The organism is Arthrobacter antioxidans, from assembly GCF_023100725.1.
Lineage (GTDB): Bacteria > Actinomycetota > Actinomycetes > Actinomycetales > Micrococcaceae > Arthrobacter_D > Arthrobacter_D antioxidans.
Window position 1 is genome coordinate 346,446 of sequence record NZ_CP095501.1, and the last position, 21,841, is coordinate 368,286.

The 21,841-nt window shown below is 69.8% G+C and carries 21 protein-coding genes, 1 tRNA gene and 1 other RNA gene; 8 read left to right on the forward strand and 15 right to left on the reverse strand.

The window, feature by feature from the left end; genetic code table 11:
• Positions 1-10: 10 nt before the first annotated feature.
• Positions 11-106, reverse strand: an RNA gene (gene ffs / locus MWM45_RS01730) — signal recognition particle sRNA small type.
• A gap of 136 nt (positions 107-242) precedes the next feature.
• Between ffs and MWM45_RS01735 the strand changes: the two genes are divergently transcribed.
• Positions 243-327: transfer RNA gene (locus MWM45_RS01735), tRNA-Ser, on the forward strand.
• A gap of 173 nt (positions 328-500) precedes the next feature.
• On the opposite strand, the gene MWM45_RS01740 is transcribed toward MWM45_RS01735, so the two are convergent.
• Entirely contained in the window at positions 501-1,748 is a 1,248-nt protein-coding gene (locus tag MWM45_RS01740) for a glycosyltransferase (RefSeq protein WP_247827866.1), read from the reverse strand.
• A 66-nt stretch (positions 1,749-1,814) separates the two neighbouring features.
• Positions 1,815-2,717 carry an oxygenase MpaB family protein gene (locus MWM45_RS01745; protein WP_247827867.1) on the reverse strand — a complete coding sequence of 301 codons (903 nt, stop codon included), beginning with the start codon at positions 2,715-2,717 and terminating at the stop codon, positions 1,815-1,817.
• A 155-nt stretch (positions 2,718-2,872) separates the two neighbouring features.
• Between MWM45_RS01745 and MWM45_RS01750 the strand changes: the two genes are divergently transcribed.
• The gene (locus MWM45_RS01750; RefSeq protein WP_043443163.1) at positions 2,873-3,376 is read left to right on the forward strand and encodes a glutathione peroxidase; all 504 of its coding nucleotides are present in this window, start codon (positions 2,873-2,875) and stop codon (positions 3,374-3,376) included.
• Positions 3,377-3,404: 28 nt separating this feature from the next.
• Here the strand turns inward: MWM45_RS01750 and MWM45_RS01755 are convergent, their stop codons facing one another.
• Positions 3,405-4,325, reverse strand: coding sequence for a Cof-type HAD-IIB family hydrolase (locus MWM45_RS01755; protein ID WP_247827868.1), 921 nt, complete (start codon positions 4,323-4,325; stop codon positions 3,405-3,407).
• An 89-nt stretch (positions 4,326-4,414) separates the two neighbouring features.
• On the opposite strand from MWM45_RS01755, the gene MWM45_RS01760 reads away from it, so the two are divergent.
• From MWM45_RS01760 to MWM45_RS01770, 3 genes are all read left to right on the forward strand, one after another.
• Positions 4,415-5,341, forward strand: a complete 927-nt coding sequence (locus tag MWM45_RS01760) for a ribokinase (protein WP_247827869.1) — start codon at positions 4,415-4,417, stop codon at positions 5,339-5,341.
• A gap of 74 nt (positions 5,342-5,415) precedes the next feature.
• Positions 5,416-5,715 carry a type II toxin-antitoxin system VapB family antitoxin gene (locus MWM45_RS01765; RefSeq protein ID WP_247827870.1) on the forward strand — a complete coding sequence of 100 codons (300 nt, stop codon included), beginning with the start codon at positions 5,416-5,418 and terminating at the stop codon, positions 5,713-5,715.
• Complete coding sequence (locus MWM45_RS01770; protein WP_247827871.1) at positions 5,708-6,388, forward strand: LytR C-terminal domain-containing protein; 681 nt, start codon at positions 5,708-5,710, stop codon at positions 6,386-6,388. Before MWM45_RS01765 ends, MWM45_RS01770 begins: the two co-directional genes overlap by 8 nt.
• Before the next feature lie 58 nt (positions 6,389-6,446).
• Here the strand turns inward: MWM45_RS01770 and aceB are convergent, their stop codons facing one another.
• On the reverse strand, positions 6,447-8,075 hold the full coding sequence (gene aceB, locus MWM45_RS01775; RefSeq protein WP_247827872.1) for a malate synthase A: 1,629 nt from the start codon (positions 8,073-8,075) through the stop codon (positions 6,447-6,449).
• Between the two features lie 104 nt (positions 8,076-8,179).
• Complete coding sequence (aceA, locus tag MWM45_RS01780; protein ID WP_247827873.1) at positions 8,180-9,517, reverse strand: isocitrate lyase; 1,338 nt, start codon at positions 9,515-9,517, stop codon at positions 8,180-8,182.
• A gap of 97 nt (positions 9,518-9,614) precedes the next feature.
• Between aceA and MWM45_RS01785 the strand changes: the two genes are divergently transcribed.
• Positions 9,615-11,135 (forward strand): helix-turn-helix domain-containing protein, encoded by a 1,521-nt coding sequence (locus MWM45_RS01785; protein WP_247827874.1) that lies wholly within the window; start codon positions 9,615-9,617, stop codon positions 11,133-11,135.
• A 51-nt stretch (positions 11,136-11,186) separates the two neighbouring features.
• On the opposite strand, the gene MWM45_RS01790 is transcribed toward MWM45_RS01785, so the two are convergent.
• The 6 genes from MWM45_RS01790 to MWM45_RS01815 all read right to left on the reverse strand — a co-directional run bounded on the left by MWM45_RS01790 (position 11,187) and on the right by MWM45_RS01815 (position 16,297).
• On the reverse strand, positions 11,187-11,759 hold the full coding sequence (locus tag MWM45_RS01790; RefSeq protein WP_247827875.1) for a DUF6328 family protein: 573 nt from the start codon (positions 11,757-11,759) through the stop codon (positions 11,187-11,189).
• Positions 11,760-11,769: 10 nt separating this feature from the next.
• Positions 11,770-12,597: a hydroxymethylpyrimidine/phosphomethylpyrimidine kinase gene (locus MWM45_RS01795; RefSeq protein ID WP_247827876.1), complete on the reverse strand. Its 828-nt coding sequence runs from the start codon at positions 12,595-12,597 to the stop codon at positions 11,770-11,772.
• A gap of 4 nt (positions 12,598-12,601) precedes the next feature.
• Positions 12,602-12,754, reverse strand: a complete 153-nt coding sequence (locus tag MWM45_RS01800; protein ID WP_247827877.1) for a hypothetical protein — start codon at positions 12,752-12,754, stop codon at positions 12,602-12,604.
• Positions 12,751-13,203 (reverse strand): hypothetical protein, encoded by a 453-nt coding sequence (locus tag MWM45_RS01805; RefSeq protein ID WP_247827878.1) that lies wholly within the window; start codon positions 13,201-13,203, stop codon positions 12,751-12,753. The genes MWM45_RS01800 and MWM45_RS01805 overlap by 4 nt, the downstream gene beginning before the upstream one ends.
• A complete protein-coding gene (locus MWM45_RS01810) occupies positions 13,200-13,865 on the reverse strand; it encodes a TetR/AcrR family transcriptional regulator (protein ID WP_247827879.1) in 666 nt (221 codons plus the stop codon). The genes MWM45_RS01805 and MWM45_RS01810 overlap by 4 nt, the downstream gene beginning before the upstream one ends.
• 173 nt (positions 13,866-14,038) lie before the next feature.
• On the reverse strand, positions 14,039-16,297 hold the full coding sequence (locus MWM45_RS01815) for a L,D-transpeptidase family protein (protein WP_269076569.1): 2,259 nt from the start codon (positions 16,295-16,297) through the stop codon (positions 14,039-14,041).
• A gap of 78 nt (positions 16,298-16,375) precedes the next feature.
• Here MWM45_RS01815 and MWM45_RS01820 point away from each other — a divergent pair, with 78 nt between their 5' ends.
• Positions 16,376-16,906: a hypothetical protein gene (locus tag MWM45_RS01820; RefSeq protein ID WP_247827881.1), complete on the forward strand. Its 531-nt coding sequence runs from the start codon at positions 16,376-16,378 to the stop codon at positions 16,904-16,906.
• 51 nt (positions 16,907-16,957) lie between these two features.
• Here the strand turns inward: MWM45_RS01820 and tgt are convergent, their stop codons facing one another.
• From tgt to MWM45_RS01835, 3 genes are all read right to left on the reverse strand, one after another.
• Positions 16,958-18,217 carry a tRNA guanosine(34) transglycosylase Tgt gene (gene tgt / locus MWM45_RS01825; protein ID WP_247827882.1) on the reverse strand — a complete coding sequence of 420 codons (1,260 nt, stop codon included), beginning with the start codon at positions 18,215-18,217 and terminating at the stop codon, positions 16,958-16,960.
• Positions 18,218-18,256: 39 nt separating this feature from the next.
• The gene (locus MWM45_RS01830; protein WP_247827883.1) at positions 18,257-19,111 is read right to left on the reverse strand and encodes a DUF6707 family protein; all 855 of its coding nucleotides are present in this window, start codon (positions 19,109-19,111) and stop codon (positions 18,257-18,259) included.
• 120 nt (positions 19,112-19,231) lie between these two features.
• The gene (locus MWM45_RS01835) at positions 19,232-19,771 is read right to left on the reverse strand and encodes an NUDIX hydrolase family protein (protein WP_247827884.1); all 540 of its coding nucleotides are present in this window, start codon (positions 19,769-19,771) and stop codon (positions 19,232-19,234) included.
• 206 nt (positions 19,772-19,977) lie between these two features.
• On the opposite strand from MWM45_RS01835, the gene MWM45_RS01840 reads away from it, so the two are divergent.
• Entirely contained in the window at positions 19,978-21,813 is a 1,836-nt protein-coding gene (locus MWM45_RS01840; protein ID WP_247827885.1) for an SGNH/GDSL hydrolase family protein, read from the forward strand.
• Positions 21,814-21,841 lie beyond the last annotated feature (28 nt).

Genomic DNA, 21,841 nt, shown 5'->3' on the forward strand with positions numbered 1-21,841 from the left:
GCGTCCTTAAAGTGAAGACCCCCCATGCACCTGCCAGAGCCCGCTTACCCTTGCTACCTTCCGGTCCTGGGGGAGTTCACAGGATGACACCACATGAGGGGCCGGGAAATAGTCTACACAGTGGATCGCGTGGCATTCGAATCCGCGGAACAGGGCCCGGGGAGCGCTGCTGTTGCCCCGCCGGATCCGGGCGATTCGGCGTGAGCCGGTTGTATGGGTATTCTGGTATCTGCTCCAAAGGAGGAGGATTCGCCTAGCGGCCTATGGCGCACGCCTGGAACGCGTGTTGGGTTCACGCCCTCGGGGGTTCAAATCCCCCATCCTCCGCTTGTGTGCCGAGTCGGGACATTCTCTACGGAGGTGTCGGCTCGATGAGGAACACCCCGGTCTTCGGACCGGGGTGTTCCTTTCTGTATGGGTCGGTGGTCGCGAACGGAGTCCACGGACCACCCCGCACCGGCGGGCTGCCGCCGTCCTACCGGCACCGTGCCCGAACCGACTCAACCGCTCGAGCGCGCGGGTCCCAGGTGTCTCTGGATGGCCCGCGCGGCAGCGGCGGGCCCGTCCTCGTCCGCACGGAGCAGGCGTTCCCGTTCGGCCGCAGCGCGGAAGGACCCGTCGGTGAGCAACCGCTGCACGGCGCCGGCGAGGTGCTCGGTGCCTGCCTCCCGGGGCGACACCGCGATCGCGTTGCCCTGCCGCACGCACACCGCGACGTTCCAAGCCTGCTCCGGCTGCATGCCGATGCCGACGAACGGTACTCCCGTCGCGCACGCAGTCTGCACCGTGCCCTGTCCGCCGTGAAGTACCGCCGCGTCGATGAGCCCCCCGAGTCGGTGTGCGGGTAACAGGTCGACGACGTGCACGTTCGTCGGCAACCCGGCCACATCGCCCGGTGTGAGGAAGTGGCGGATGGGGGCGATGACGTTGATGTCCAGTTCGCCCAGCGTGTGGGCTGCGCGCAGCGCTGTCCTTCGGTTGCCCGAGGATCCGAGCGCCAGATAGACGAGTGGTCGGTCCGAATGTGCGAGATCATGCACCAGCTGGGGAACCTCGCCCGGCAGTTCCGCGAAGATCGGACCCACCCTGATGTAGTTCGCCGGGAGGTGGTATCCCTCGAGTTCGGAGGCCATGACCGTCAGGAGGTTGATGTCGCCCTCGAACAGCTCCAACCCGGTGCGCAGGGGGCGTACCCCGTTCTCCCTGGCGACGATGCGGAAGGCGCGCGGGGCGATCGGCAACCGACCGTAGACGAGGCGGAGGGCGGCCGACGCGACGTGGTCGGTCACGCCGCTGAGGGGACCAGTCCCGGTGACGAGACCGAGCCGCCGCGTCTGCTCCAGGTGAGGTCGGGTGAGCGCGAAGGGGACGGCGTAGAACAGCGGCACCTCCTCGGCGCGCGCGGAGATGAGCGAGGTGACGTTCGTCCCCATCACCACCGCCTCGGCGCCGGTCTCACGGAGGAGCCGACGCTCGGCATCGACCCGGGCGCGGACGAGCCCGGGGGAGAACGGATGGCGGAGCGAACGCCCCTGGTCGAGGGCCAGAACCTGGCCCTGCTCGCGCCTCGACAGGCCGGGGCCGAGTTGGCGCACCTCGAAGCCGGCCGAGCGCACGAGGTGCACATAAGGGGATTCGTACACCTGGAACACTGCGTGACACGCGGGGCCGAGCGCCCGCGCGATCATGATCATGCGGGTCGTCTCGGCAAGATTGAAGGTCACAGGAGCGAAGAGCAGCGTTCGCATGCCTGGAGCCTAACGCCGGCGTCGGATCGGGTATACGGTCGTCGGGCGGCTCCACCTCTCGGTTGTCTAGACGGTTCCTGCCACGCGACGGATGCGGTTCTTCGCGGCGGCCTCCGCGGGACCCTCCGGCCCCAGCCCCAGCCGGATCATCCCGAGGACCAGCCGTACGGCCGGCCGGATCGGCAGCGGGACGGGTCCGAGGGACGGCACCCGCAGGCCGAGCATCTCGCGGTGGCGTGGCTCGAGCGTGGCCACCGCCCCGGCGAACAGGATCCGGTACCCGAGGCGCTGGGACCGGGGCAGGGGCGGACGGCGGATATAGGTCAGCGCCTCCTGCACCTGCTCGCTGTTCCTGAGGTCGCCGTCGAACGCGGCGAGCTGCGCCCTGAGCCCGGCAGCGGACCGCGGCGGGTCCTCGAGCCCCATCAGCTCCCCGGCCCGCGCCCATTCCGCCACGTACTGGTCCACGCCGCCCGGGATGGGCCCACCGTACGCGGCGTGCGCGGCCACGAAGGCGTCGGTGAACGCGAGGTGCACCCACCGGATCAGGTCGGGGTCCGCGGCCGAATAGGGCGTCTCGACCCCCCGGCTGTCGGTGTACGTCCCGGACACCCGGGTGTGGAGGCGCTGGACGAACGCCGAGCCCTCCCGGGCCGCGGCCGTCGACCCGTACGTGACCGTGAAGATCCAGCGGATGGTGTTGGCGAGGCGCCCGAGCGGTTCCTCCCGGAAGCTCGAGTGGGCGTGCACGCCGGCCATGGCTCCCGGGTGCAGCGTCTGGAGGAGGAGTGCCCGGATCCCCGCGACGGTGGGCGTGATGGAGCTGTGCACCGTCCACACGGCCGAACCGACCGGGAAGTACCCGGCGTCGTCGCCCTTCTCGAACTCGAACTGCCACTGCGGGATGGCCGGATCACCGTCCGTGAAGGTTGTTCGGAGCTGCGTCTTCCACGTGTCGATGATGCCCATCCGGTGACCCGTCCTGTCGGTGTCCTGCGGCCGGCCTGAGGGCCGCCGTTCCGTTCAACGTACCCCCGGGCCGATTTGCTCCGTCCATGCGGTGAACCATCCGCGGCGTGCGACGATACGAAGCACAAGCACCACCGAGTCCTCAGGGAGCAACCATGTCCTCGTCCGGCCTGTACGGGATCGACCTCACCATGAACGACGGCAGCACGAAGTCCTTCGGGGATTTCCGCGGCCACCCCGTCCTGGTGGTCAACGTCGCGTCGAAGTGCGGCTTCACCCCGCAGTACGCCGGCCTCGAGGCGCTGTACGGCCGGTACGCGGCCGAGGGCCTCGTGGTCCTCGGCATGCCCTGCAACCAGTTCATGGGACAGGAACCCGGGAACGACGGCGAGATCGCCGAGTTCTGCTCGAGGACCTTCGGCGTCACGTTCCCGCTGATGGCCAAGGGCGACGTCCGCGGCAAGGACCAGCACCCGCTCTACGCGCAGCTGACGACGTTCAGGACCGGGCTCCTGCCCGGCCTCGTGAAGTGGAACTTCGAGAAGTTCCTGGTGGGCCGCGACGGCGAGGTCCTCGCGCGGTTCGCGCCGACGGTCGAGCCGGAGGCACCCGAGGTGACCGCCGCCATCGAGGACGCCCTGGCGCGATCCGCCGCCTGACCCGGCCTCGCCGGGACGGCGCCGGTCCCTACCCCAGGGAGGCGACGCAGCGTGCGAGGAAGGCGGCGCCTGCCTCCTCGTGGATGAGGGCGCCCTCCGTCAGGATCTCGTACGGCTTCGCGGGCACGCCGTCGGCCGGTCGGACGTCGATGTGCGCGACGTCGTACCCCTGCTCGTGCAGCCAGTCGGCCATGGCGTAGTCGGTGCGCGAATCGCCCACCGTCCGCCACGTGCGGGGCACCTCCATGAGCGGCGCGACGAGGGCCAGGGCGCGCTCGGCGCCCAGGTCCTTGCCCACGCGGACGGACTCGATGTCGGTCGAGATGATCGTCGGATCCACGCGGTACTCGATGTCCCCCTTGCTGTCCGGCTCCTCCCGGTCCAGCCTGCAGGCGCCCATGTCATGGCTGTGCATGATGTCCAGGGCGTCCTCGTCGAAGGAGCGCTGGCCCTCGAGGTAGTCTGCGTTCGCCGCGTCGAGGGACTGCTCCACCGAGACCATGGCGAGCTTCGTCTCGTCGAAGAACATGAGGTGGGAGTACTTCTCCTCCACGACGTCCCGCACGTCGTCGGCGAAGCTCGTGGGCAGCGCGAGCCCGCGGTCGAGGAAGACCTCCCCGGCGCCGTCGGCCGTGAACGAGAACCAGGTGGCACCCTTCTCGCAGACGGCGTGGAAGGTCACCCCGGCCGGCAGGCCGGCGGCGAGCATCGGCTCCATCACCTGCTGACGGATGAACGCGTCCGAGCGGCCCGTGTTGAACACCACGGGCCAGCCCGCTGCGGCGAGCGTGAGCAGGTCGGCGATGATCCCGGCGGGGACCGTCCGCGTGACGGGGCTGGCCACCGGCCCGTCGACGTCGAGCAGGAGCCCCTGGGTGGGCTGTCCCTGGCCGGGGGAGGGCAGGGCGGGGGCGGCGGGCAGCAGATCGAGGGGGGCGTCCGTAGGCATGGGTCCATTATGTTCCGCCTCGCGCGGTCCCTCCATTCGCGACCGGTGCCGGGCGCGCCCGGACGGGACCGGCATGAAAGACTCGCGGCATGAGCACCAGGTCGGGCATCGTCGTCGTCGGGTCGATCAACGCGGACCTCGTGGTCACCGCAGACCGGCATCCCCAGCCGGGCGAGACCGTGGCGGGCCGCTCGATGGCGGTGCTGCCCGGCGGCAAGGGCGCCAACCAGGCGGTCGCCGCAGCCCTGCTGGGTGCCGAGGTCACCCTGATCGGCGCCGTGGGAGGCGACGCGTACGCGGACGTCGCCCTCTCCGTCCTGACGACGGCCGGCGTGGACCTGCGGGCCGTCGTCAGGACCGGCGGAGCCACCGGGATCGCCGTCATCCAGGTGGCCGACGACGGCGAGAACACCATCGTGGTGCTGCCCGGAGCCAACGCCGGGATGACGCCACGACTCGTCGACGCCTCCGCCGGCGCCATCCGGGATGCCGACGTCGTCATCGTCCAGGGCGAACTGCCCGCGGACGCCACGGCCGCGGCCATCCGTCTCGCCGCCGGGCGCGTGATCGTCAACCTCGCACCCGTGATCGCCCTCGACGGCCCCGTGCTCCTCCGCGCGGATCCGCTGGTGGTCAACGAGCACGAGGGGGCGCTGGTCCTCGCGCGCTTCGGGCGCCCGGTGCCCACGGACCACGGCGCCGTGGTCGAGGGCCTCCTCGCCGTCGGATTCGCGTCGGTGGTGATGACGGTCGGCGGTGCCGGGGCCCTCGTCGCCGACGGCGGTGCCCTCCGCCGGGTGCCCGCCCCGGGGGTGTCCGCGGTGGACACCACGGGGGCGGGGGACGCCTTCGTGGGAGCACTCGCGGCACGACTCGCGGGCGGTGAGCCGCTGCACGACGCCGTCCGTTTCGCCGTGCGCGTCGCCTCCTACACGGTCCAGCGCCCGGGGGCGCAACCCTCCTACCCGACGGCCGCGGACGAGCTGCCTCCACTGCCGGCGGACCCCGCGGCGTAACCATTGAGCCACGAGATGATCGCCCGCCGGAGACTCGCGTTCCATTGGCCGAAGCAATTACTTACCCTAGAGGTGTGATCTTCAAAGCAGTGAGTGACGGCCGGCCGTACCCCGACCACGGATGTGTGACCCCCAAGGACTGGGCGGAAGTGGCTCCACGGCAGGTGCGGCTCGACGAACTGGTGACCACCAAGACCACGCTCGACCTCGGGGCGCTGCTCGCCGAGGACTCGACGTTCTTCGGCGACCTCTTCCCGCACGTGGTGCAGTGGAACGACACGATGTACCTCGAGGACGGCCTGCACCGCGCCGTCCGGACGGCGCTGCACCAGCGGGCCATCCTGCACGCGAGAGTCCTCGTGCTCGATGAGTGAGCACGGCTCGCCGCGCCATCAGCGGGCGCAGGCCAGACGCGACCCCACCGAGTGGCACGGTCAGCGGATCATCACCGAGACGGATCTCGGCGCCGTGTTCCAGGAGGACGACGCCGATCGCCGCCGCCGGGTCTCGGGGCGCAGGATCCTCCACGGGTTCGTCCTCGTGCTCCTCGTCGGGCTCGTGACCGCCGCCGTGTACGTCGCCGTCGGCATCGCGCGCGGTGACATCAGCACCGGTGCGCCCGAGGCGGTCCCCGAACCGACGTCCACGTGCCCCGCCGGTCCGTTCGACTACCAGGACCCGAGCGCCATCACCGTCAACGTCTACAACAGCACCAGCATCGACGGACTCGCGGGCACGGCTGCGGAGCAACTCCGCGGCCGGGCCTTCGCAGTGCGTGAGGTCGCCAACAGGCCGGTCGGCCCCACCGGCATGACGGCGATCATCGTCTCGGGCGAGGCCGGGCGCGCCAACGCCTTCACCCTGCAGCGCACCATCCCCGAGTCGATCTACGTGGCCGACGAGCGCGAGGACCGGACGGTCGACGTCATCCTCGGGTCCGGCTACGCGGGCGTCGTCCCGCCCGAGCGGATGGACGTCACTCCCGCCGGACTGTCCTGCGCCCCGGAGGAAGGCTCCACGCCCACCCCCGCTCCGACGGCCCCGTAGGACGGTTCGCGGGGGAGGGACGACGCCGTCGGGCGCCGTCCCTCCCCCGCGCAAGGGATCACGCGGCGACGAGCGACGTCCCGTCCCGCAGGTACTTCGAGTACGCCGTCACGGTCAGGAAGGCCGGGAACTCCATGCCGAGGGCCACCTCCTCGAAGACCTCGCGGGCCTCGTCGAACCGGTCGCCGTCGAACCGCGCCAGGGACGCGAACTCCTCGTCGAGCAGATCGGTCACCCGGTCCCTGGTGATCACCTCGCCGTCGTCCGTGAGGGCGCTCGTGTAGATCCACTGCCAGATCTGCGACCGCGAGATCTCCGCCGTCGCGGCGTCCTCCATCAGGTTGTTGATGGCGGCCGCGCCGTTGCCCCGCAGCCAGGACTCGATGTACCGCACCCCGACCTCGAGGTTCTCGCGGACCCCGCGCTCCGTGATGGTGCCCGGCGTCGCGGCGATGTCCAGCAGCGCGACGTCGTCCGGGCGGACATCCTCGCGCAGGCGGTGGAGCTGGTTCGGACGGTCGCCGAGGGCTGCGTCGAAGACCTCCATGGCCACGGGCACGAGGTCCGGGTGCGCCACCCACGAGCCGTCGAAGCCGTCGCCGGCCTCGCGGGTCTTGTCCGCCCGCACCTTCTCCAGGGCGAGGGCGTTGGCCTGTTCGTCGCGCCGGTTGGGGATGAAGGCGGCCATGCCGCCGATCGCGTGGGCGCCGCGACGGTGGCAGGCCCGGACGAGCTGTTCGGTGTAGGCGCGCATGAACGGTGCCGTCATGGTGACGGCGTTGCGGTCCGGCAGGACGAAGCGCGGGCCGCGGGTGCGGAAGTTCTTGATGACGGAGAAGATGTAGTCCCACCGCCCGGCGTTGAGTCCCGCCGCGTGGTCCCGCAGCTCGTACAGGATCTCCTCCATCTCGAACGCCGCCGTGATGGTCTCGATCAGCACGGTGGCGCGGATGGTGCCCTGCGGGATGCCGAGCAGATGCTGTGCCTGGACGAAGATGTCGTTCCACAGCCGCGCCTCGAGGTGGTTCTCGATCTTCGGGAGGTAGAAGTAGGGGCCGCGGCCCTGATCGATCAGGGTGCGGGCGTTGTGGAAGAAGTAGAGGGCGAAGTCGAACAGTCCGCCCGCCACGGCGACGTCCTGGATGAGGACGTGCTTCTCGGGCAGGTGCCAGCCGCGGGGCCGGACGACGATCGTCGGCAGCGTGTCCGCCGGGCCCTCGACCCGGTACTCCTTGCCCTCCGGCGAGGTGAACCCGATCCGTCCGGCGAGGGCGTCCCTGAGGTTCAGCTGGCCGTTGATCACGTTGGACCACGACGGCGTCGAGGAGTCCTCCATGTCCGCGAGCCAGACCCTCGCGCCGGAGTTCAGCGCGTTGATGGTCATCTTGCGATCCACGGGGCCGGTGATCTCCACGCGGCGGTCCTCGAGTCCCGGGGCCGTCGGGGCCACCCGCCACGATGCGTCCTCACGGATGTGCCGTGTCTCGGGCAGGAAGTGCGGGTCCGCGCCGGCCGCCACGGCCTTGCGCTGGCGGCACCGGTGGTCGAGGAGCTCCTCGCGGCGCTTGTGGGTGGCCCGGTGCAGCGCCTTGACGAAGTCCAGTGCCTCGCGGGTCAGGATCTCGCCCTGGCGCTGGATGGGCGGCGCGGTGAGGGTGATGCCGTTCAGGGTGTAGGGGTCGTTCATGGTGTGCTCCTGGGGTTCTGGTGCCGATGCGGGGTGCCGAGAGGGCAGGAATGACCGCCCGGACCCGGGTTTCGTGGTCTTTCCTGCCCTCTCGGCCGGGGAGGTCAGTGGAACTGCTGCGTCTCGGTGGAGCCGGCGAGGGCGAGCGTGCTGCCGCCGGGGTTGAGGGCCGTGGCCACCTGGTCGAAGTAGCCGGTGCCGACCTCGCGCTGGTGCCGGGTGGCGGTGTAGCCGCGGGACTCGGCGGCGAACTCGCGCTCCTGCAGGTCCACGTAGGCGCTCATGCCGTCGCGGGCGTAGCCGTGGGCGAGGTCGAACATCGAGTAGTTGAGGGCGTGGAAGCCGGCGAGGGTGATGAACTGGAACGTGAACCCCATGGCACCGAGCTCGCGCTGGAACGTGGCGATCGTGGCGTCGTCGAGGTGCTTGCGCCAGTTGAACGACGGGGAGCAGTTGTAGGCGAGCATCTGGTCCGGGAACTCCGCCTTGATCCCCTCGGCGAAGCGCCGTGCCAGGTCGAGGTCCGGGGTGCCGGTCTCCATCCAGAGCAGGTCCGCATAGGGTGCGTAGGCCCGGCCGCGGGCGATGCACGCCTCGAGGCCGTTGCGCACATGGTAGAAACCCTCGGGGGTGCGCTCGCCGGTGACGAACGGCTGGTCCCGCTCGTCGACGTCGGACGTGATGAGCGTAGCGGCCTCGGCGTCAGTGCGGGCCACGATGACCGACGGCGTCCCGGCGACGTCGGCCGCGAGTCGCGCGGCGTTCAGCGTACGCACGTGCTGCTGCGTGGGGATCAGGACCTTGCCGCCGAGGTGCCCGCACTTCTTCTCCGACGCGAGCTGGTCCTCCCAGTGGATGCCGGCGGCGCCCGCCTGGATCATCGACTTCATGAGTTCGTAGGCGTTGAGCGGACCGCCGAAGCCTGCTTCGGCGTCGGCGACGATCGGCACGAGCCAGTCCTCGACGGTCGAGGTGCCCTCCGCCCATTCGATCTGGTCGGCGCGGAGCAGCGCGTTGTTGATGCGGCGGACGACGGTGGGCACGGAGTTCGCCGGGTACAGCGACTGGTCCGGGTAGGTGTGCCCGGAGTTGTTGGCGTCCGCGGCCACCTGCCAGCCGGAGAGGTAGATGGCACGCAGCCCGGCCTTGACCTGCTGCACGGCCTGGTTGCCCGTGAGAGCACCGAGGGCGTTGGTGTACCCGCCGGTGCCGGCCTCCTCGGTGAGCTGGCGCCACAGCTTCTCGGCGCCGCGCCGCGCGAGCGTGTGTTCCTCCTGGATGCTGCCGCGCAGGCGGACGACGTCGGCCGCCGAGTAGTCGCGCCGTACGCCTTCCCAGCGCGCATCGGCCGACCACTCGAGGTCCAGTCCGCGGGCGGCATCCGCTGCCGCGCCCTGCAGCCCGGTGGAGGAGGGATTCGAGGGTGAGGGTTCCTGCGTCATTGCTGTCTCCTTGGTCGGTGGCCGGCTGCCCCGGCGGGTGTGGAATCAACGATTCGCCACTTCTGCCGAGGTTCCTACCCTTTGACCCTGGCAAGAAATGCACTTCTTCGCTTATCGTCAAGAAATGACGACTCCCGCCTGGTCCCAGCCCTCCTCCGCGACCTCCGCCACTCCGCCGGTCGTCGAGGGCGAGGCCCTGGACCTCATCAGCCTGGGGCGGCGTGTACGCCATCTCCGCAAGGCAAAGGGCCTGACCCTCGACGACCTCGGGGCCGCCGTCGGCACCGTCGCGTCGCAACTGTCCCTCGTGGAGAACGGCAAGCGGGAACCCAAGCTCGGCATGCTCCAGCGCCTCGCGGCAGCACTCGGGGTGACCATCGACGAACTGCTCGGGGCTGAGCCGCCGTCGCGCCGGGCCGCCCTGGAGATCGCGCTGGAGCGCGCGCAGCGCGGCCCGCTCTACGAGTCGCTGGGGCTGCCGAAGGTCCGCATCTCGTCGCGGCTGCCGCTGGAGGTGCTGGAGTCGCTCGTGGGCCTGCAGGGAGAGCTCGAGCGACGGTTGAACGAGCAGGTGGCCACACCGGAGGAGGCGCGGCGGGCGAACGCCGAACTGCGCGCCGTGATGCGGGAGCGGAACAACTACTTCCAGGAGATCGAGGTCCAGGCGCAGACCGTGCTCGACGCCGTCGGGTACAGCGCGGGCCCCGTGTCCCAGCACCTGATCGCGGACATCGCCGCGCACCTCGGCTTCTCCCTGCACCATGTGGGCGACCTGCCGCATTCCACGCGGTCCGTCACGGACCTCAAGAACCGCCGCATCTACCTCACGCAGTCGCAGCGGACCGATCACGATCCCCGCTCGGTGCTGCTGCAGGCGCTCGGGCACTACGTCCTGGAGCACAGGACCCCGGAGAACTACGGCGAATTCCTGCGCCAGCGCGTGGCCACCAACTACTTCGCGGCGGCGCTCCTGCTCCCCGAGCGGCCCACCGTCGAGTTCCTGAAGCGGGCGAAGGCGGCGAAGGAGATCTCCGTGGAGGACATCCGTGACAACTTCGCGGTGTCCTACGAGACGGCCGCGCACCGCTTCACGAACCTCGCCACGGAGCACCTCGACATCCCCACCCACTTCCAGAAGACGCACAAGAGCGGCATCATCTACAAGGCCTACGAGAACGACGGCGTGACCTTCCCGCAGGACCACACCGGTGCCATCGAGGGTCAGCCCTCGTGCCGCCGCTGGACCTCCCGCGTGGTGTTCGACGTCCAGGACAAGTTCCGCGCCTACAACCAGTACACGGACACCCCGAGCGGCACTTACTGGTGCACGGCGCGGACCGAGCGGGCCGCGAGCGGCGAGTTCTCGCTCAGCATCGGGGTGCCGTACGCGCACGTGAAATGGTTCCGCGGGCGGGACACGGACATCCGTGAGAAGTCCTTCTGCCCCGACGAGTCATGCTGCCGCCGGCCGCCCGCGGAACTCGCACGGGAATGGGCCGGTCAGGCCTGGCCGAGCGCCCGCGCCCATTCGCACCTGCTCGCGGCGATGCCGCCCGGGGCGTTCCCGGGCGTCGACGAGACCGAGGTGTACGCGTTCCTCGCGACGCATTCGGGCTGAGACAGGAGGTCCGGCTGACGCGGTGCGTCTCCGGGGCTCGAAGCCGGCGCGTCAGCCACGCTGCCTGAGCGCGCGTCGGCGGAGGGCCAGGGGGTAGGCGACCCAGAGGATCGCTTCGAGGGCCAGGAGGACCCCCGCCACGACGAGGCTGGCGGTGCGGCCGAGCACGATATCGAAGACCAGCCAGAGGGTCCCCGCGAGCACCACCCCCACGAGGGCCGTCGCGAACGGGATGATCGCAGCGGTGTGCTCCACCAGCGTTCCCTTCACATGGAGGCCGAACAGGGCCCGGTGCAGGGTGACCGTGGACAGCAACAGGGCCTGGATCAGGACGGACAGGCAGAGCAGGCACAGGTAGACGCCCACCTGGAGGTCGTCGAGCTCCTCGAAGCGGCGCTGGAAGGGCAGGATCAGCAGGAATCCTGCCAGGATCTGGATGCCGGCCTGCATGACGCGCAGCTCCTGCAGCATCTCCTGCCAGTTGCGGTCCAGGCGCTGGTTCCCGCTCTCGCCGCGCCTGTCGTCGCGTCTGGGGTGCCGCTCCGAGGGCCCCTGCCCGCCGGGGGAATCGCCCGGCGCCGGGGTGTCCCCTGCTCCGGCGCCCTCCTGCCCAGCGGCGCCCATCGCGTACCGGCTACCGCGTGGACCCCGCGCCGCCCTGCCAGACGGCGTCGAACGGGGCGTTGGAGCTGACGCGGTTGCGGATGCCCTCGGTCACGAAGGCCTTGGCGGTGCGGGCGGCGTCCAGGGGCGCCGCGCCCTTCGCGAGTTCCGCGGTGATCGCCGCTGCGAGGGTGCAGCCCGCGCCGCTGACGGCGACCTCGCCCACCTTCGGGGAGGAGAGGACCTCGAGCGTCTCGCCGTCGACGTACACGTCGACGGCGTCGGGGCCCGCGATGCGCACGCCGCCCTTGGCGAGGACCACGGCGCCGCTCCGGCGGTGGATGATGCGGGCGGCCTCCTTCAGGTCCTCGAGCGATTCGATGCTGATGCCGGAGAGGGATTCCGCCTCGAAGTGGTTCGGGGTGACGAAGGTCGCCAACGGCAGGATGTCCGCCTTGAGCGCCTCATCGGTGTCAAGGGCGGCGCCGGGCTCCTGCCCCTTGCAGATGAGCACCGGATCGAGGACCACGTGGTCCCACGCCTGGCTCTTCAGTGCGGAGGCCACGGTGTCGATGGTCGCCGGGGTGCCGAGCATGCCCAGCTTGACGGTGCGGAGGGGGTAGCAGGACTGGATGGCCTCGAGCTGGTCCGCGATCACCTGCTGGTCCACCGGGACGAAGCGGTGCTGCCACTCGTGCTTCGGGTCGAAGGACACGATGCAGGTGAGGGCCGCGATGCCGTAGACGCCGAGTTCCTGGAACGTCTTGAGGTCGGCCTGGGCTCCGGCGCCGCCCGTCGCCTCGGAACCGGCGATGGTCAGGGTGATGGCGGGGGCTGCGGAAGGCTGGGTGTCGGACATCCTCCTAGTCTGCCCGACTCGGCTCCGGGGCGGCCACCCGATCCGGCGCGGGGAGGCCCTCGAGTACACGTCCCGGTGTGGGGTGGTCGACGCCGTCGGGCGCCTCCGCGATGGCGACCGTTCCGATGGTCGTGCCACGGGTCGCGTCGTCGTTCATCGCCCGATTTCCTGCACGCGGACCAGCTTCCACACGCTGGCTCGGGCGAGGGCGCCCGCACCTCCGATGACCAGGGCGATGGGGAGGCTCTCGAGGAGCACCCGGGAGGGGGACAGCAGGGTGATGACGGCGAAGGAGGCCAGGGTGAAGACGGCGAAGAAGACCCCTACGTGTATCCACTGGTTCGCCACGGGGCGCAGCAGGAGCCCGAGCACGACGCCGAGGGGCAGGCCGGTGATCACGCCGACGCTGACGCCGTACCAGAGGGCCAGGAGGAAGACGCCCGGGGCGTCCGGTCCCCAGGAGAGGGCGAAGGCCAGGGCGAGGGTCGTGAGTCCCACGAGGAACCCGACGGCGACGGCGCCGATCCCGAACGTCACGCGGTGGCGGGGGTTCGGTGCGCGCCGCCCGGCGTCGTCGTCGGCGGTGACTGCCGGGTCCTCCGTCATTGCCGGGTCCCCTGGATCAGCTGCACGATCTCCTCGACGATCTTCCGGACCACGGGAAGCCGGGAGAGGATCACGAGCTTCGAGATGAGCGGCGCGGCCTGGTCGATGAGCCGGCGCGTCCGGATCTGGTCGGGGGAGGAGTCGTAGACCCAGAACAGGGTGATGCCCATGTAGGCGTACCAGAGGAGTTCGGGGAGGTCGTCCCGGATGGCCAGGGGCGGCTGCGGCCTGGACATCGCCACGGCCTGCCGGAAGAGCGAGATGGCACGGGCGCGGGCCACGGCGGACTCGCTGCCGAACGGGCTCGTCGTCGTGGACGGCGTGATGGCGATGCTGATGAAGTTCGAGCCGAAGTCGTGATACGGCCCCATCACGCCGACCCCGGTGTTCAGGACGATCCGCAGGAGTTCGCCGAGGTTCTGGCCCTCGTGGAGGCGGGGGAGCGTGAGCGCGCGGTGCTCCTCCTGGAGGCTGCGGTACAGCTCGTGGACGAGGTCGTCCTTCGACGCGAAATAGTAGTAGGCGCTCCCGGTGGAGACGTCCGCGGCCGCGGCGATGGCCCGCATGGTCGTCTTCTCGTAGCCGTGCTCGCGGAACAGCCGGAGCGCGGTGGAGACCAGCAACTCCCGGGTCGCTTCGCTCTTGGCGGTCTGCGAAGGCACTGGTCTCCTTTTCGAACGTGTTCAATTCGCAGTGTAGACCAGAACCGGACACGGTCGACCAGGGATCGTAGGCGCAGGACCCGCGCCGTTCGGGGCGGGCGCGACGGTCCGTGGAACGGGAGAACCCCCGGCGGTCTCCCGTCGGGGGTTCTCTCGTGCGGTCGGGCCGGCTGCTACCGGAACAGGTCCGCTGCGACGCCCATGATGATGCGGTCCCCGGGGGTCGATTTCCTCAGGTAGTCCACGACGGCCCAGTCGTCGAGCGCGATGCACCCGGCCGTCGGGACCTTGTTCTGGTGCAGGAAGATGGCGAAGCCTGCATCCTGCACGATCGGGGAGTCCGGCGGCCGGTTGTAGTTGATCACGGCGCCCTGACGGTAGTCGTGGGTTGCCCGTGTCGCGAAGTACCACATGTCCTCGTCGTACCCCACCCAGGTGGAGGACTCGAAGTACTTGTTGTAGGTGCTCGTGTTGGGATTACCGCCCCAGCGTGAGCGGGGGTTGAGCGTGCGGTAGGGCAGTGCGGTGCCCGGGTTGCCGAGGCCGAAAGCCTCGGTCACGGAGTAGGACCCGGTGGGGGAGTAGTTGAAGCGGGTCGGCCCGGAGGGGACTCCTGGCCGCTTGAAGCCGCTGGCTCCCACCGTCGCGTCCGTCTGCCAATCGGTGACATAGCTTCCTGCCACCTTCTGGCAGTACACGGCTTTGGCGGAACTCCGGCCGTACCCGCCGGCGATGGTGAGGAGGACCCTCTTCGCGCCACCCGTGGAGTACTTGGAGCGCCCGTCGTTCAGTGTGGTGCATTCGGTGTGCCGGTGATCCCGGCTGCCGGAGGCCTTCCAGGAGATGTAGCCGCCCTGGAAGGGCTGCACGCACTCGCCGCCCTCGCAGCGCTCCGGCGTCTGGGGGTAGCCGAGGTAGCTCAGGTGCCGGCCCAGCGATTCGTATCGGGTCTTCATTCCTCCGCGCACGGGCTGGGACCCGGTGGCGGGGGACCAGAAGATCACGCCACCCTGGAACCGCTGGTAGCAGCCGCCGTTGCGTTGACCGCAGACCTCGGCCTCCAGCGGGTAGCCCAGGTAGCCGGTGTGGGCGCCCAGATTCTGGTGGCGCGCACCGATGTCGCCGTTCGTCGAATGTCCGCCCGTCGCCGGGGACCAGTACGTCGAGCCGCCCTGGTGCTTCTGGACGCAGCCACCGTTCGCCTGTCCACACACCTCGTCCTCGAGGGGGTAGCCGAGTGCGCCGTCCTGGGCACCGCGGGCCGACCACGCGGTGAGCATCCCGCCGCGGCTGATGTGGGCGCCTGTTGCCGGTGACCAGGCGATCACACCGCGCTGGTAGGTCTGCTTGCAGCCGGCCGACCGTAGTCCGCAGATCTCCCTGGACGTCGGGTAACCGAGCCAGCCGTTTTCTGCACCGGTCCGCGAGTACGCACCGCCGATGGCTCCGGGAGCCCAGACGCCGTAGGCGCCGGACGACGCGGACCACACGATCCGGAGTCCGCCGAATTCCTGGACGCAGCCGTTGTCCCGCTTGCCGCAGACCTCGGCCGAGGACGGGTAGCCGATGGCCGCGTAGCCGCCGTACAGGGTGTACAGGGCGCCGCCGATGGCACCCCGGGTCCATACCCGCTGGTGCCCGGCCGTCGTGCTCCACGTGAGGTCGATCCCGCTGGAGAACCGCTGGGAGCAGCCACCCGTGGTGCACTGTTCGTCGGTGATCGCGTGGCCGAAGGCTTTCAGCCCGCCGGTGGCCGCCCACCGGGGGCCGGTGTTGCCGGAGGCGAGCAGTACAGCGTGCGCTCCGGTGGAGGGGGTGTAGTGGATCTCCCCGCCGACGAAGGTCTCCACGCAGAGTCCTGCCGCAGTGCAGGACTCATTGGAGGTCGGTTCTCCCAGCACGCCTGTGGCCCCGCCGAGCGCCCGCCACTTGGCGGCGATGCCTCCGATGGGGGTGAAGGGACCTGCTGCGGCAGCAGCGGCCCCGGGGTTTCGCGCTTCCGGCGCCGCAGTCGGCTCCGGCGCCTCGGGCACGGCCGGAGCAGTTCCCTCGAGTGGGACATCAGATCCAGGGCCGACCGGGGCTGCCGATTCCTGGTCCGACGGTTCGGTCGGGCCCGGGACCGCAGGCACCACTGGTGCTGGATCCTCGGACGGAACCGACCCGGAGGTGGATGGCTCCGGAAGTGCTTCGGGGCTCTCGGATGTGGGTGTCCGCAGCCCGGCGGCAGGGGGAGCCGTGGCCGGTTCGGCTGTCGCCGGGGGCGTGGGTGCGGGAGGGCTCTGCTGCGTGCCCGTGGTGGAAGGGGCGGGCGCCGCAGCAGCACCCGGGGCGAGTCCGGAAAGAAGGAGCGCGGCCAGCGAGACGACAGCGAGCGCGCGCGCCGGGAGGGACGTGGGTGAGTGGTTCAACGGAAGACAACCGCCTGACATGTGGAAGATGCTGGGGCCTCATCGGCGAAGGCGTCAGCGCGGACTTCAGCCGTGCCGCCGGCTGGTACTTCTTGTTGGATGCTCGCGCGGCCGGCCACGCTGCTGGTGCTGCCGACCGCGACGACGACGGAGAACGTCACCGCGGTGTCGGCCGTGTTCGTCAGGGTCCCGGAGAAGGACCAGACGCCCGCTGCATCCGCCGCGCATACGACATCGCTCAGGGCCTCGTTGGCGACGGCGGTCGGATTCGCGGGCACGGACTCCGTGCCGGTCTCCAGGGTTGCCTCGACGCTGGGGCCGGGATCGGGGGGCACCGTTGCCGGCGGATCGGAGACCGTCGCCTCGGCCCCGGATGCCGTCGCCGAGGCCGACGATCCGGGCGCCGCCGTCGATCCCGGGGCCGACGGCCCCGATGCCGGTGCGCCGGGCGCATCGGCAGGGGGTGACGTGCATCCGGAAAGGGCGATGACACCCACGGCCGCCCATAGACCGAGCGGCGCGAGACTCCGCATTGTTCCCCCATTCCCTGCCGTGGACTCCACGTTCGGGAACCAGGGGTTTCTGACCGGGAAGAAAGTACAGTCGGAGATTATCAGCGATCTTCCGTGATTCGATCCGGCATTCGACAAGAATTCCGCAGATTCCTGTGAGGATCGGGGTTCATCGGTAGTAGGAACCCAACACTTCGGCTTTCAGTTCGTGGAACGTCCCGTTCTCGATGGCCGCACGCGCGTCGTCGACCATGCGGACGACGAATCGTTCGTTGTGGATCGAGATGAGGGTGGCGGACACCATTTCCTTCGCCTTGAACAGGTGGTGGATGTAGGCGCGCGAATAGTTCCCGCAGGTGTAGCAGTCACATCCGTCGACGAGGGGCGTGAAGTCCCGTTTGAACCGGGCATTCGAGAGATTCCAGCGGCCGTGCGGGGTGTAGAACGCGGAATTGCGCGCCACCCGCGTGGGCGAGACGCAGTCGAAGGTGTCGGCACCGTTCTCGATGGCCGTGAAGAGGTCGTCCGGCTCCGAGATGCCGAGAAGGTGCCGGGGCTTGTCCTCCGGCAGTTCGTCGCTGCACCAGCCGAGAATTGTTCCGAGGTTCTCCTTCTCCAGCGCGCCCCCAATCCCGAATCCGTCGAAGTCCATGGCGCCGAGATCCGCGGACGCCTTCCGGCGCAGGTCCTCGTACTGCGCGCCCTGGATGACCCCGAACAGGGCCTGGTAGGGGCGGTGGCTCCGCTCATCGGTGAGCCGCCGGTGTTCGGCGATGCAGCGCAGGGCCCAGAGCCGTGTCCTCTCCAGGGACTCCTCCTGGTAGCCGCGGGAGTTCATGAGCGTGGTCAGCTCGTCGAACGCGAACATGACGTCCGCGCCGAGCTGGTGCTGCACCTGCATCGAGATCTCGGGCGTGAAGCGGTGGCGGTCCCCGTTGAGGTGGCTCTTGAACCAGACGCCGTCGTCGTCGATGTGCGCGAGGCGCTCCCTGCCGACGGCGATGCGGTCGTCCGCACCCGCCGTGTCGGCGTCCACGGGGACGTCCATGGAGATGACCTTCTTGAAGCCCGATCCGAGGCTCATCACCTGGAAGCCGCCGGAGTCCGTGAAGGTGGGGCCGGGCCAGTTCATGAACGCGCCGAGACCGCCGGCCTCGTCGAGGATGTCCGCGCCCGGCTGCAGGTACAGGTGGTAGGCGTTGGCGAGCAGCGCCTGGGCGCCGACCTCGGCCATCGCCCCGGGCAGCACGGCCTTCACGGTCGCCTTCGTGCCCACCGGGATGAAGGCGGGTGTCCGGATCTCGCCGTGCGGGGTGGTGATCGTCCCGGTGCGCCCGTGCCGCCGCCCGCTTCCGTCTCCCGGCGTCGTGTCCTCGAGGCGGTGGTGGACGGAGAAGGCGAACGAGGACTGCTGGGACTGTGGGTGCACCACCCTATTTTGCCAGCCCGACGGCGGTCGGCCGGACCGCTACCGGTCGGCGAGCTGGGCGTTGAGCGCGCCGACCGCGGCAAGCTCCGCGGCGATGCGACGCTCCAGCACGTCCCTGCTCAGCGTCTCCGAGCCGCCGTGGGCCCTCAGGTACAGCAGCACACCGATGCGGAGCACGCGCCAGTCGCGTTCGACGTCGATCCGCCCGGCGGTCGAGGCACGGAGGATCTCGGGGTCGTAGACATTGGGTTCGTTGAGCTGCCGCTGCCGGTACATGGCGCTGGTCTTGGCGCGCAGCGGGTCCGTCTCGGCGTCGTCGGCGGCACGGATCGCCGTCGAGTACCGGAGGGAGCGTTCCTCGTCGTGCCGGGTGAGGTAGGCGGCGATCGCGAGGCCGCCCTCGATCCACTTCCAGCGGCCGAAGTTCCCGTCGAACGGCAGCTCTGCCAGCAGATCGGCGATGCTCAGCGCCGCTGCGGTATCGCCCTCGTCGACGAACAGGTCCAGCGCGAGCTGGTGCAGGTCCTGGAGGTTGCTGCCGGACTTGAGGTTGATGCCGCGGGCCAGTCGACCGGCGACGTTCTGGATGTCCGTGCTGTCGGGGTGCGCCTGGGCCACCTGGGCGACGAGCGCCTCGGGGGATCCGTGGTCGGCGGCGACGGCGGAGACCCCGATCTCGGCGTCCGCGGGCTCCACGTAGACCATCGAGCCCGTGGCGATCGTGATGCGGCGATCGCCGGCAACGGTCGCGACGACGAGCGCGGGCACACCGAAGTCGTCGTTCTCGACCCCGACCGAGGTGATCTCGGCCGCCTCTTCGCCGTCGGGGAGTGCCAGCACGTCACCGGTCGCCAGCATTTCCGCCGGGACCGCGCGCAGCCCTGTCCTGTCCACCCTGTTCACCATCATGTACGTCGTGCCAACCTCTGTTTGTAGCCCCCTGGATGATCACCGGCGCCCCGGCGCGCCCCTCTCACGATACGGGTAACGCGGGGTCCGGCAGGTGCCGTCGGGTCAGCGGCCCCAGCCGGCATGGGCCATGGCCTGGCGCAGCAGGTCCGCGCGCCCGCCCGAGAACTCGGCCTGGATCGACGGGCTCAACGCCTCGGACGGCGTGAGCCAGGACAGCTCCAGCGCGTCCTGGCGCGGGTTGCACTCGCCCGTGACGGGGATGAGGTAGGCGAGGGCGACGGCGTGCTGGCGGTCGTCGGTGAGCCCCGTCTCCGAGGGGGAGGGGAAGTACTCGGCGATCGTGAAGGGGACGGGCGACGGCGGCAGCTGGGGCAGTGCCAGCGGCCCGAGGTCCTTCTCGAGGTGGCGCAGCAGCGCCGCCCGGATGGTCTCCCGATACATGACGCGGCCGGAGACGAAGGTGCGCACCATCTCGCCCTGATCACTGGCCTGCAGCAGCAGCCCCACCTCGTTCACGTAGCCGAGGGTGTCGCACCGGACGGGGATCGCCTCCACGTACACCATCGGGAGGCGTCGGCGGGCCTCGTACAGGTCATCTTCGGAGAGCCAGCCCGGGTTGGGGTCAGGGGTGCGAACGTTCATACCCCAGTTCTATCCCAGTGGCTCCGCCCGCGGCAGGCGGCGCGCGGTTCTTCGGCCGGTGGCTGAATCCGGGGCGGGATGCGGGGCAGGCCGAAGAGCTCCTGCCCCGATTCACCGGATTCCGGAACGAATCGGACCGGCCGGCCGATAGCTGCACATGCATGTATTACTGTGACCTTATTATTTCTGGTGGAGTGGGGATCCGGATGTTCAAGATGAAGCGGCTCGGGGCTGTGGCTGTGACGACCTTCGTCCTGTGTTCGGGGGTCGGGGCTCTTGCACCTCCCGCGCGGGCGGTCGTCCCGCCCGTCGCCGCACCCATGGTCCTGGTCGCGGGCTACACCGTCGATGGCCAGACCTACATCAAGTGGAACGCCAACCGCGCCCTGCTCGGCAACCCCCTCGGGAACAAGAGCTGTGACGGGATCAGCTGCTCCCAGCGCTTCCAGAAGGGGTCCGTCATCTGGACCCAGAAGACCGGCGCGCGGATCGTGCTCGACGACGCCATGGGTGCCCGGTACGCGGCCACCGGGTGGACCAGGGGCTTCCTGGGCTTCCCCACCGGCGACGCCGGCGGGCTCTCCGTCCGTGGCGGGAAACTCCAGCACTTCCAGAACGGGTACATCTACTGGTCGCCTGCGACCGGAGCCCATGCCGTCTTCGGGGGCATCAAGGGCTACTACGCCGCGAACCAGTACGAGCGCGGCTTCCTGGGCTATCCCACGTCCGGGGAGACCGCCGTGCCGAACGGTATCCGGCAGGACTTCGAGGGCGGGAAGGTGTTCTGGTCCAAGGGCCGGATCACCACCACCACCAACGGCAGCATCCAGACCTACTACGAGCAGAGAGGCGGCGCCCTCTCCTTCCTGGGCCTGCCGACCGGCAACAAGACCGCCTGGAAGGGCGGGTACTCCCAGAGCTTCGAGAGGGGGCACGTGACCTGGTTGCCCGCGACCGGAGTCCAGAGCGTCTTCGGCGGCATCAAGGGCTACTACGCAGCCAATGGGTACGAGCGCGGTTTCCTGGGCTATCCCACCTCCGGGGAGACCGCCGTCCCGAACGGTGTCCGGCAGGACTTCCAGGGCGGGAAGGTGTTCTGGTCCAAGGGGCAGCTCTTCACCACCACCAACGGCAGCATCCAGACCTACTACGAGCAGAAGGGCGGCGCCCAGTCCTCCCTCGGCCTGCCGATGGGCAACAAGACCGCCTGGCAGGGTGGGTACTACCAGCGCTTCCAGGGGGGGATGATCCTGTGGGGTCCGACCACCGGTGTGAGGAGCATCGACACCGGGCACTTCACCACGCTGGAGAGCAACTTCGCCAAGTACGGCTGGCCGACGGGTGACACCTGGAAGGACGGGGCCGGTACCCACACCCGGTTCCAGAAAGGCGTCATCACGACGAACGTGCCGGTTGCCCCACCGGCCACGCCCCCGGCGACCCCGCCGTCCTCCGTCTACCCCTTCACCCCGGTCACGGCCACCGCGACGTCGGTGGTGCTCTACGGTGACTCGCAGCTCGACGGTGACTCCTGGAGCGAGCAGGGGGCCCGTGCCATGGGCTTCACCGATCAGGCCTCACACCTCGCCTACGGAGGGATGGGCTACTCGACCGCCAGCGTCGTGGCCGGCGGAACGGGCTGGACCGCGGTCCAGAACGGCAGGATGCCGTTCCCGGGTGGCACTCCGGGCGTGGTGCTCGTCTCCCTCGGCGGCAACGACGCGACGTCGGGGAAGCCGGACGCGCAGGTCATCGCCGACAGCACGGCCCTGTGGGCCAAGCTGAAGCTGATGTACCCGAACAGCAGGATCATCGTCAACGGGGTCATGTCCCGCAGCGATGATTCGCACGTCCAGCGCCGTCACCTCGATGAAGTACTCGCAGCCAACGCCGCGAGGCAGGGCGTCACCTTCATCTCCGTCGCAGGCCTCGCCAGTGCGGCCAACGCCGAGTACCTCGACAACGTCCACATGTCGCAGGAGGGGCACAACGCGGTCGCCCGGCTGTACACCGCGAAGCTCGCGGCCGCTCTGGGGCGGTAGGCAGCGCGCGGCTCTCCGTCCGGTGGCC

Coding starts and splice junctions, on each gene's coding strand:
- MWM45_RS01740 (WP_247827866.1), bottom strand. CDS start 1,748: ATGCGAACGCTGCTCTTCGCTCCTGTGACCTTCAATCTTGCCGAGACG.
- MWM45_RS01745 (WP_247827867.1), bottom strand. CDS start 2,717: ATGGGCATCATCGACACGTGGAAGACGCAGCTCCGAACAACCTTCACG.
- MWM45_RS01750 (WP_043443163.1), top strand. CDS start 2,873: ATGTCCTCGTCCGGCCTGTACGGGATCGACCTCACCATGAACGACGGC.
- MWM45_RS01755 (WP_247827868.1), bottom strand. CDS start 4,325: ATGCCTACGGACGCCCCCCTCGATCTGCTGCCCGCCGCCCCCGCCCTG.
- MWM45_RS01760 (WP_247827869.1), top strand. CDS start 4,415: ATGAGCACCAGGTCGGGCATCGTCGTCGTCGGGTCGATCAACGCGGAC.
- MWM45_RS01770 (WP_247827871.1), top strand. CDS start 5,708: ATGAGTGAGCACGGCTCGCCGCGCCATCAGCGGGCGCAGGCCAGACGC.
- aceB (WP_247827872.1), bottom strand. CDS start 8,075: ATGAACGACCCCTACACCCTGAACGGCATCACCCTCACCGCGCCGCCC.
- aceA (WP_247827873.1), bottom strand. CDS start 9,517: ATGACGCAGGAACCCTCACCCTCGAATCCCTCCTCCACCGGGCTGCAG.
- MWM45_RS01785 (WP_247827874.1), top strand. CDS start 9,615: ATGCACTTCTTCGCTTATCGTCAAGAAATGACGACTCCCGCCTGGTCC.
- MWM45_RS01790 (WP_247827875.1), bottom strand. CDS start 11,759: ATGGGCGCCGCTGGGCAGGAGGGCGCCGGAGCAGGGGACACCCCGGCG.
- MWM45_RS01795 (WP_247827876.1), bottom strand. CDS start 12,597: ATGTCCGACACCCAGCCTTCCGCAGCCCCCGCCATCACCCTGACCATC.
- MWM45_RS01800 (WP_247827877.1), bottom strand. CDS start 12,754: ATGAACGACGACGCGACCCGTGGCACGACCATCGGAACGGTCGCCATC.
- MWM45_RS01805 (WP_247827878.1), bottom strand. CDS start 13,203: ATGACGGAGGACCCGGCAGTCACCGCCGACGACGACGCCGGGCGGCGC.
- MWM45_RS01815 (WP_269076569.1), bottom strand. CDS start 16,297: ATGTCAGGCGGTTGTCTTCCGTTGAACCACTCACCCACGTCCCTCCCG.
- MWM45_RS01820 (WP_247827881.1), top strand. CDS start 16,376: ATGCTCGCGCGGCCGGCCACGCTGCTGGTGCTGCCGACCGCGACGACG.
- MWM45_RS01835 (WP_247827884.1), bottom strand. CDS start 19,771: ATGAACGTTCGCACCCCTGACCCCAACCCGGGCTGGCTCTCCGAAGAT.
- MWM45_RS01840 (WP_247827885.1), top strand. CDS start 19,978: ATGTTCAAGATGAAGCGGCTCGGGGCTGTGGCTGTGACGACCTTCGTC.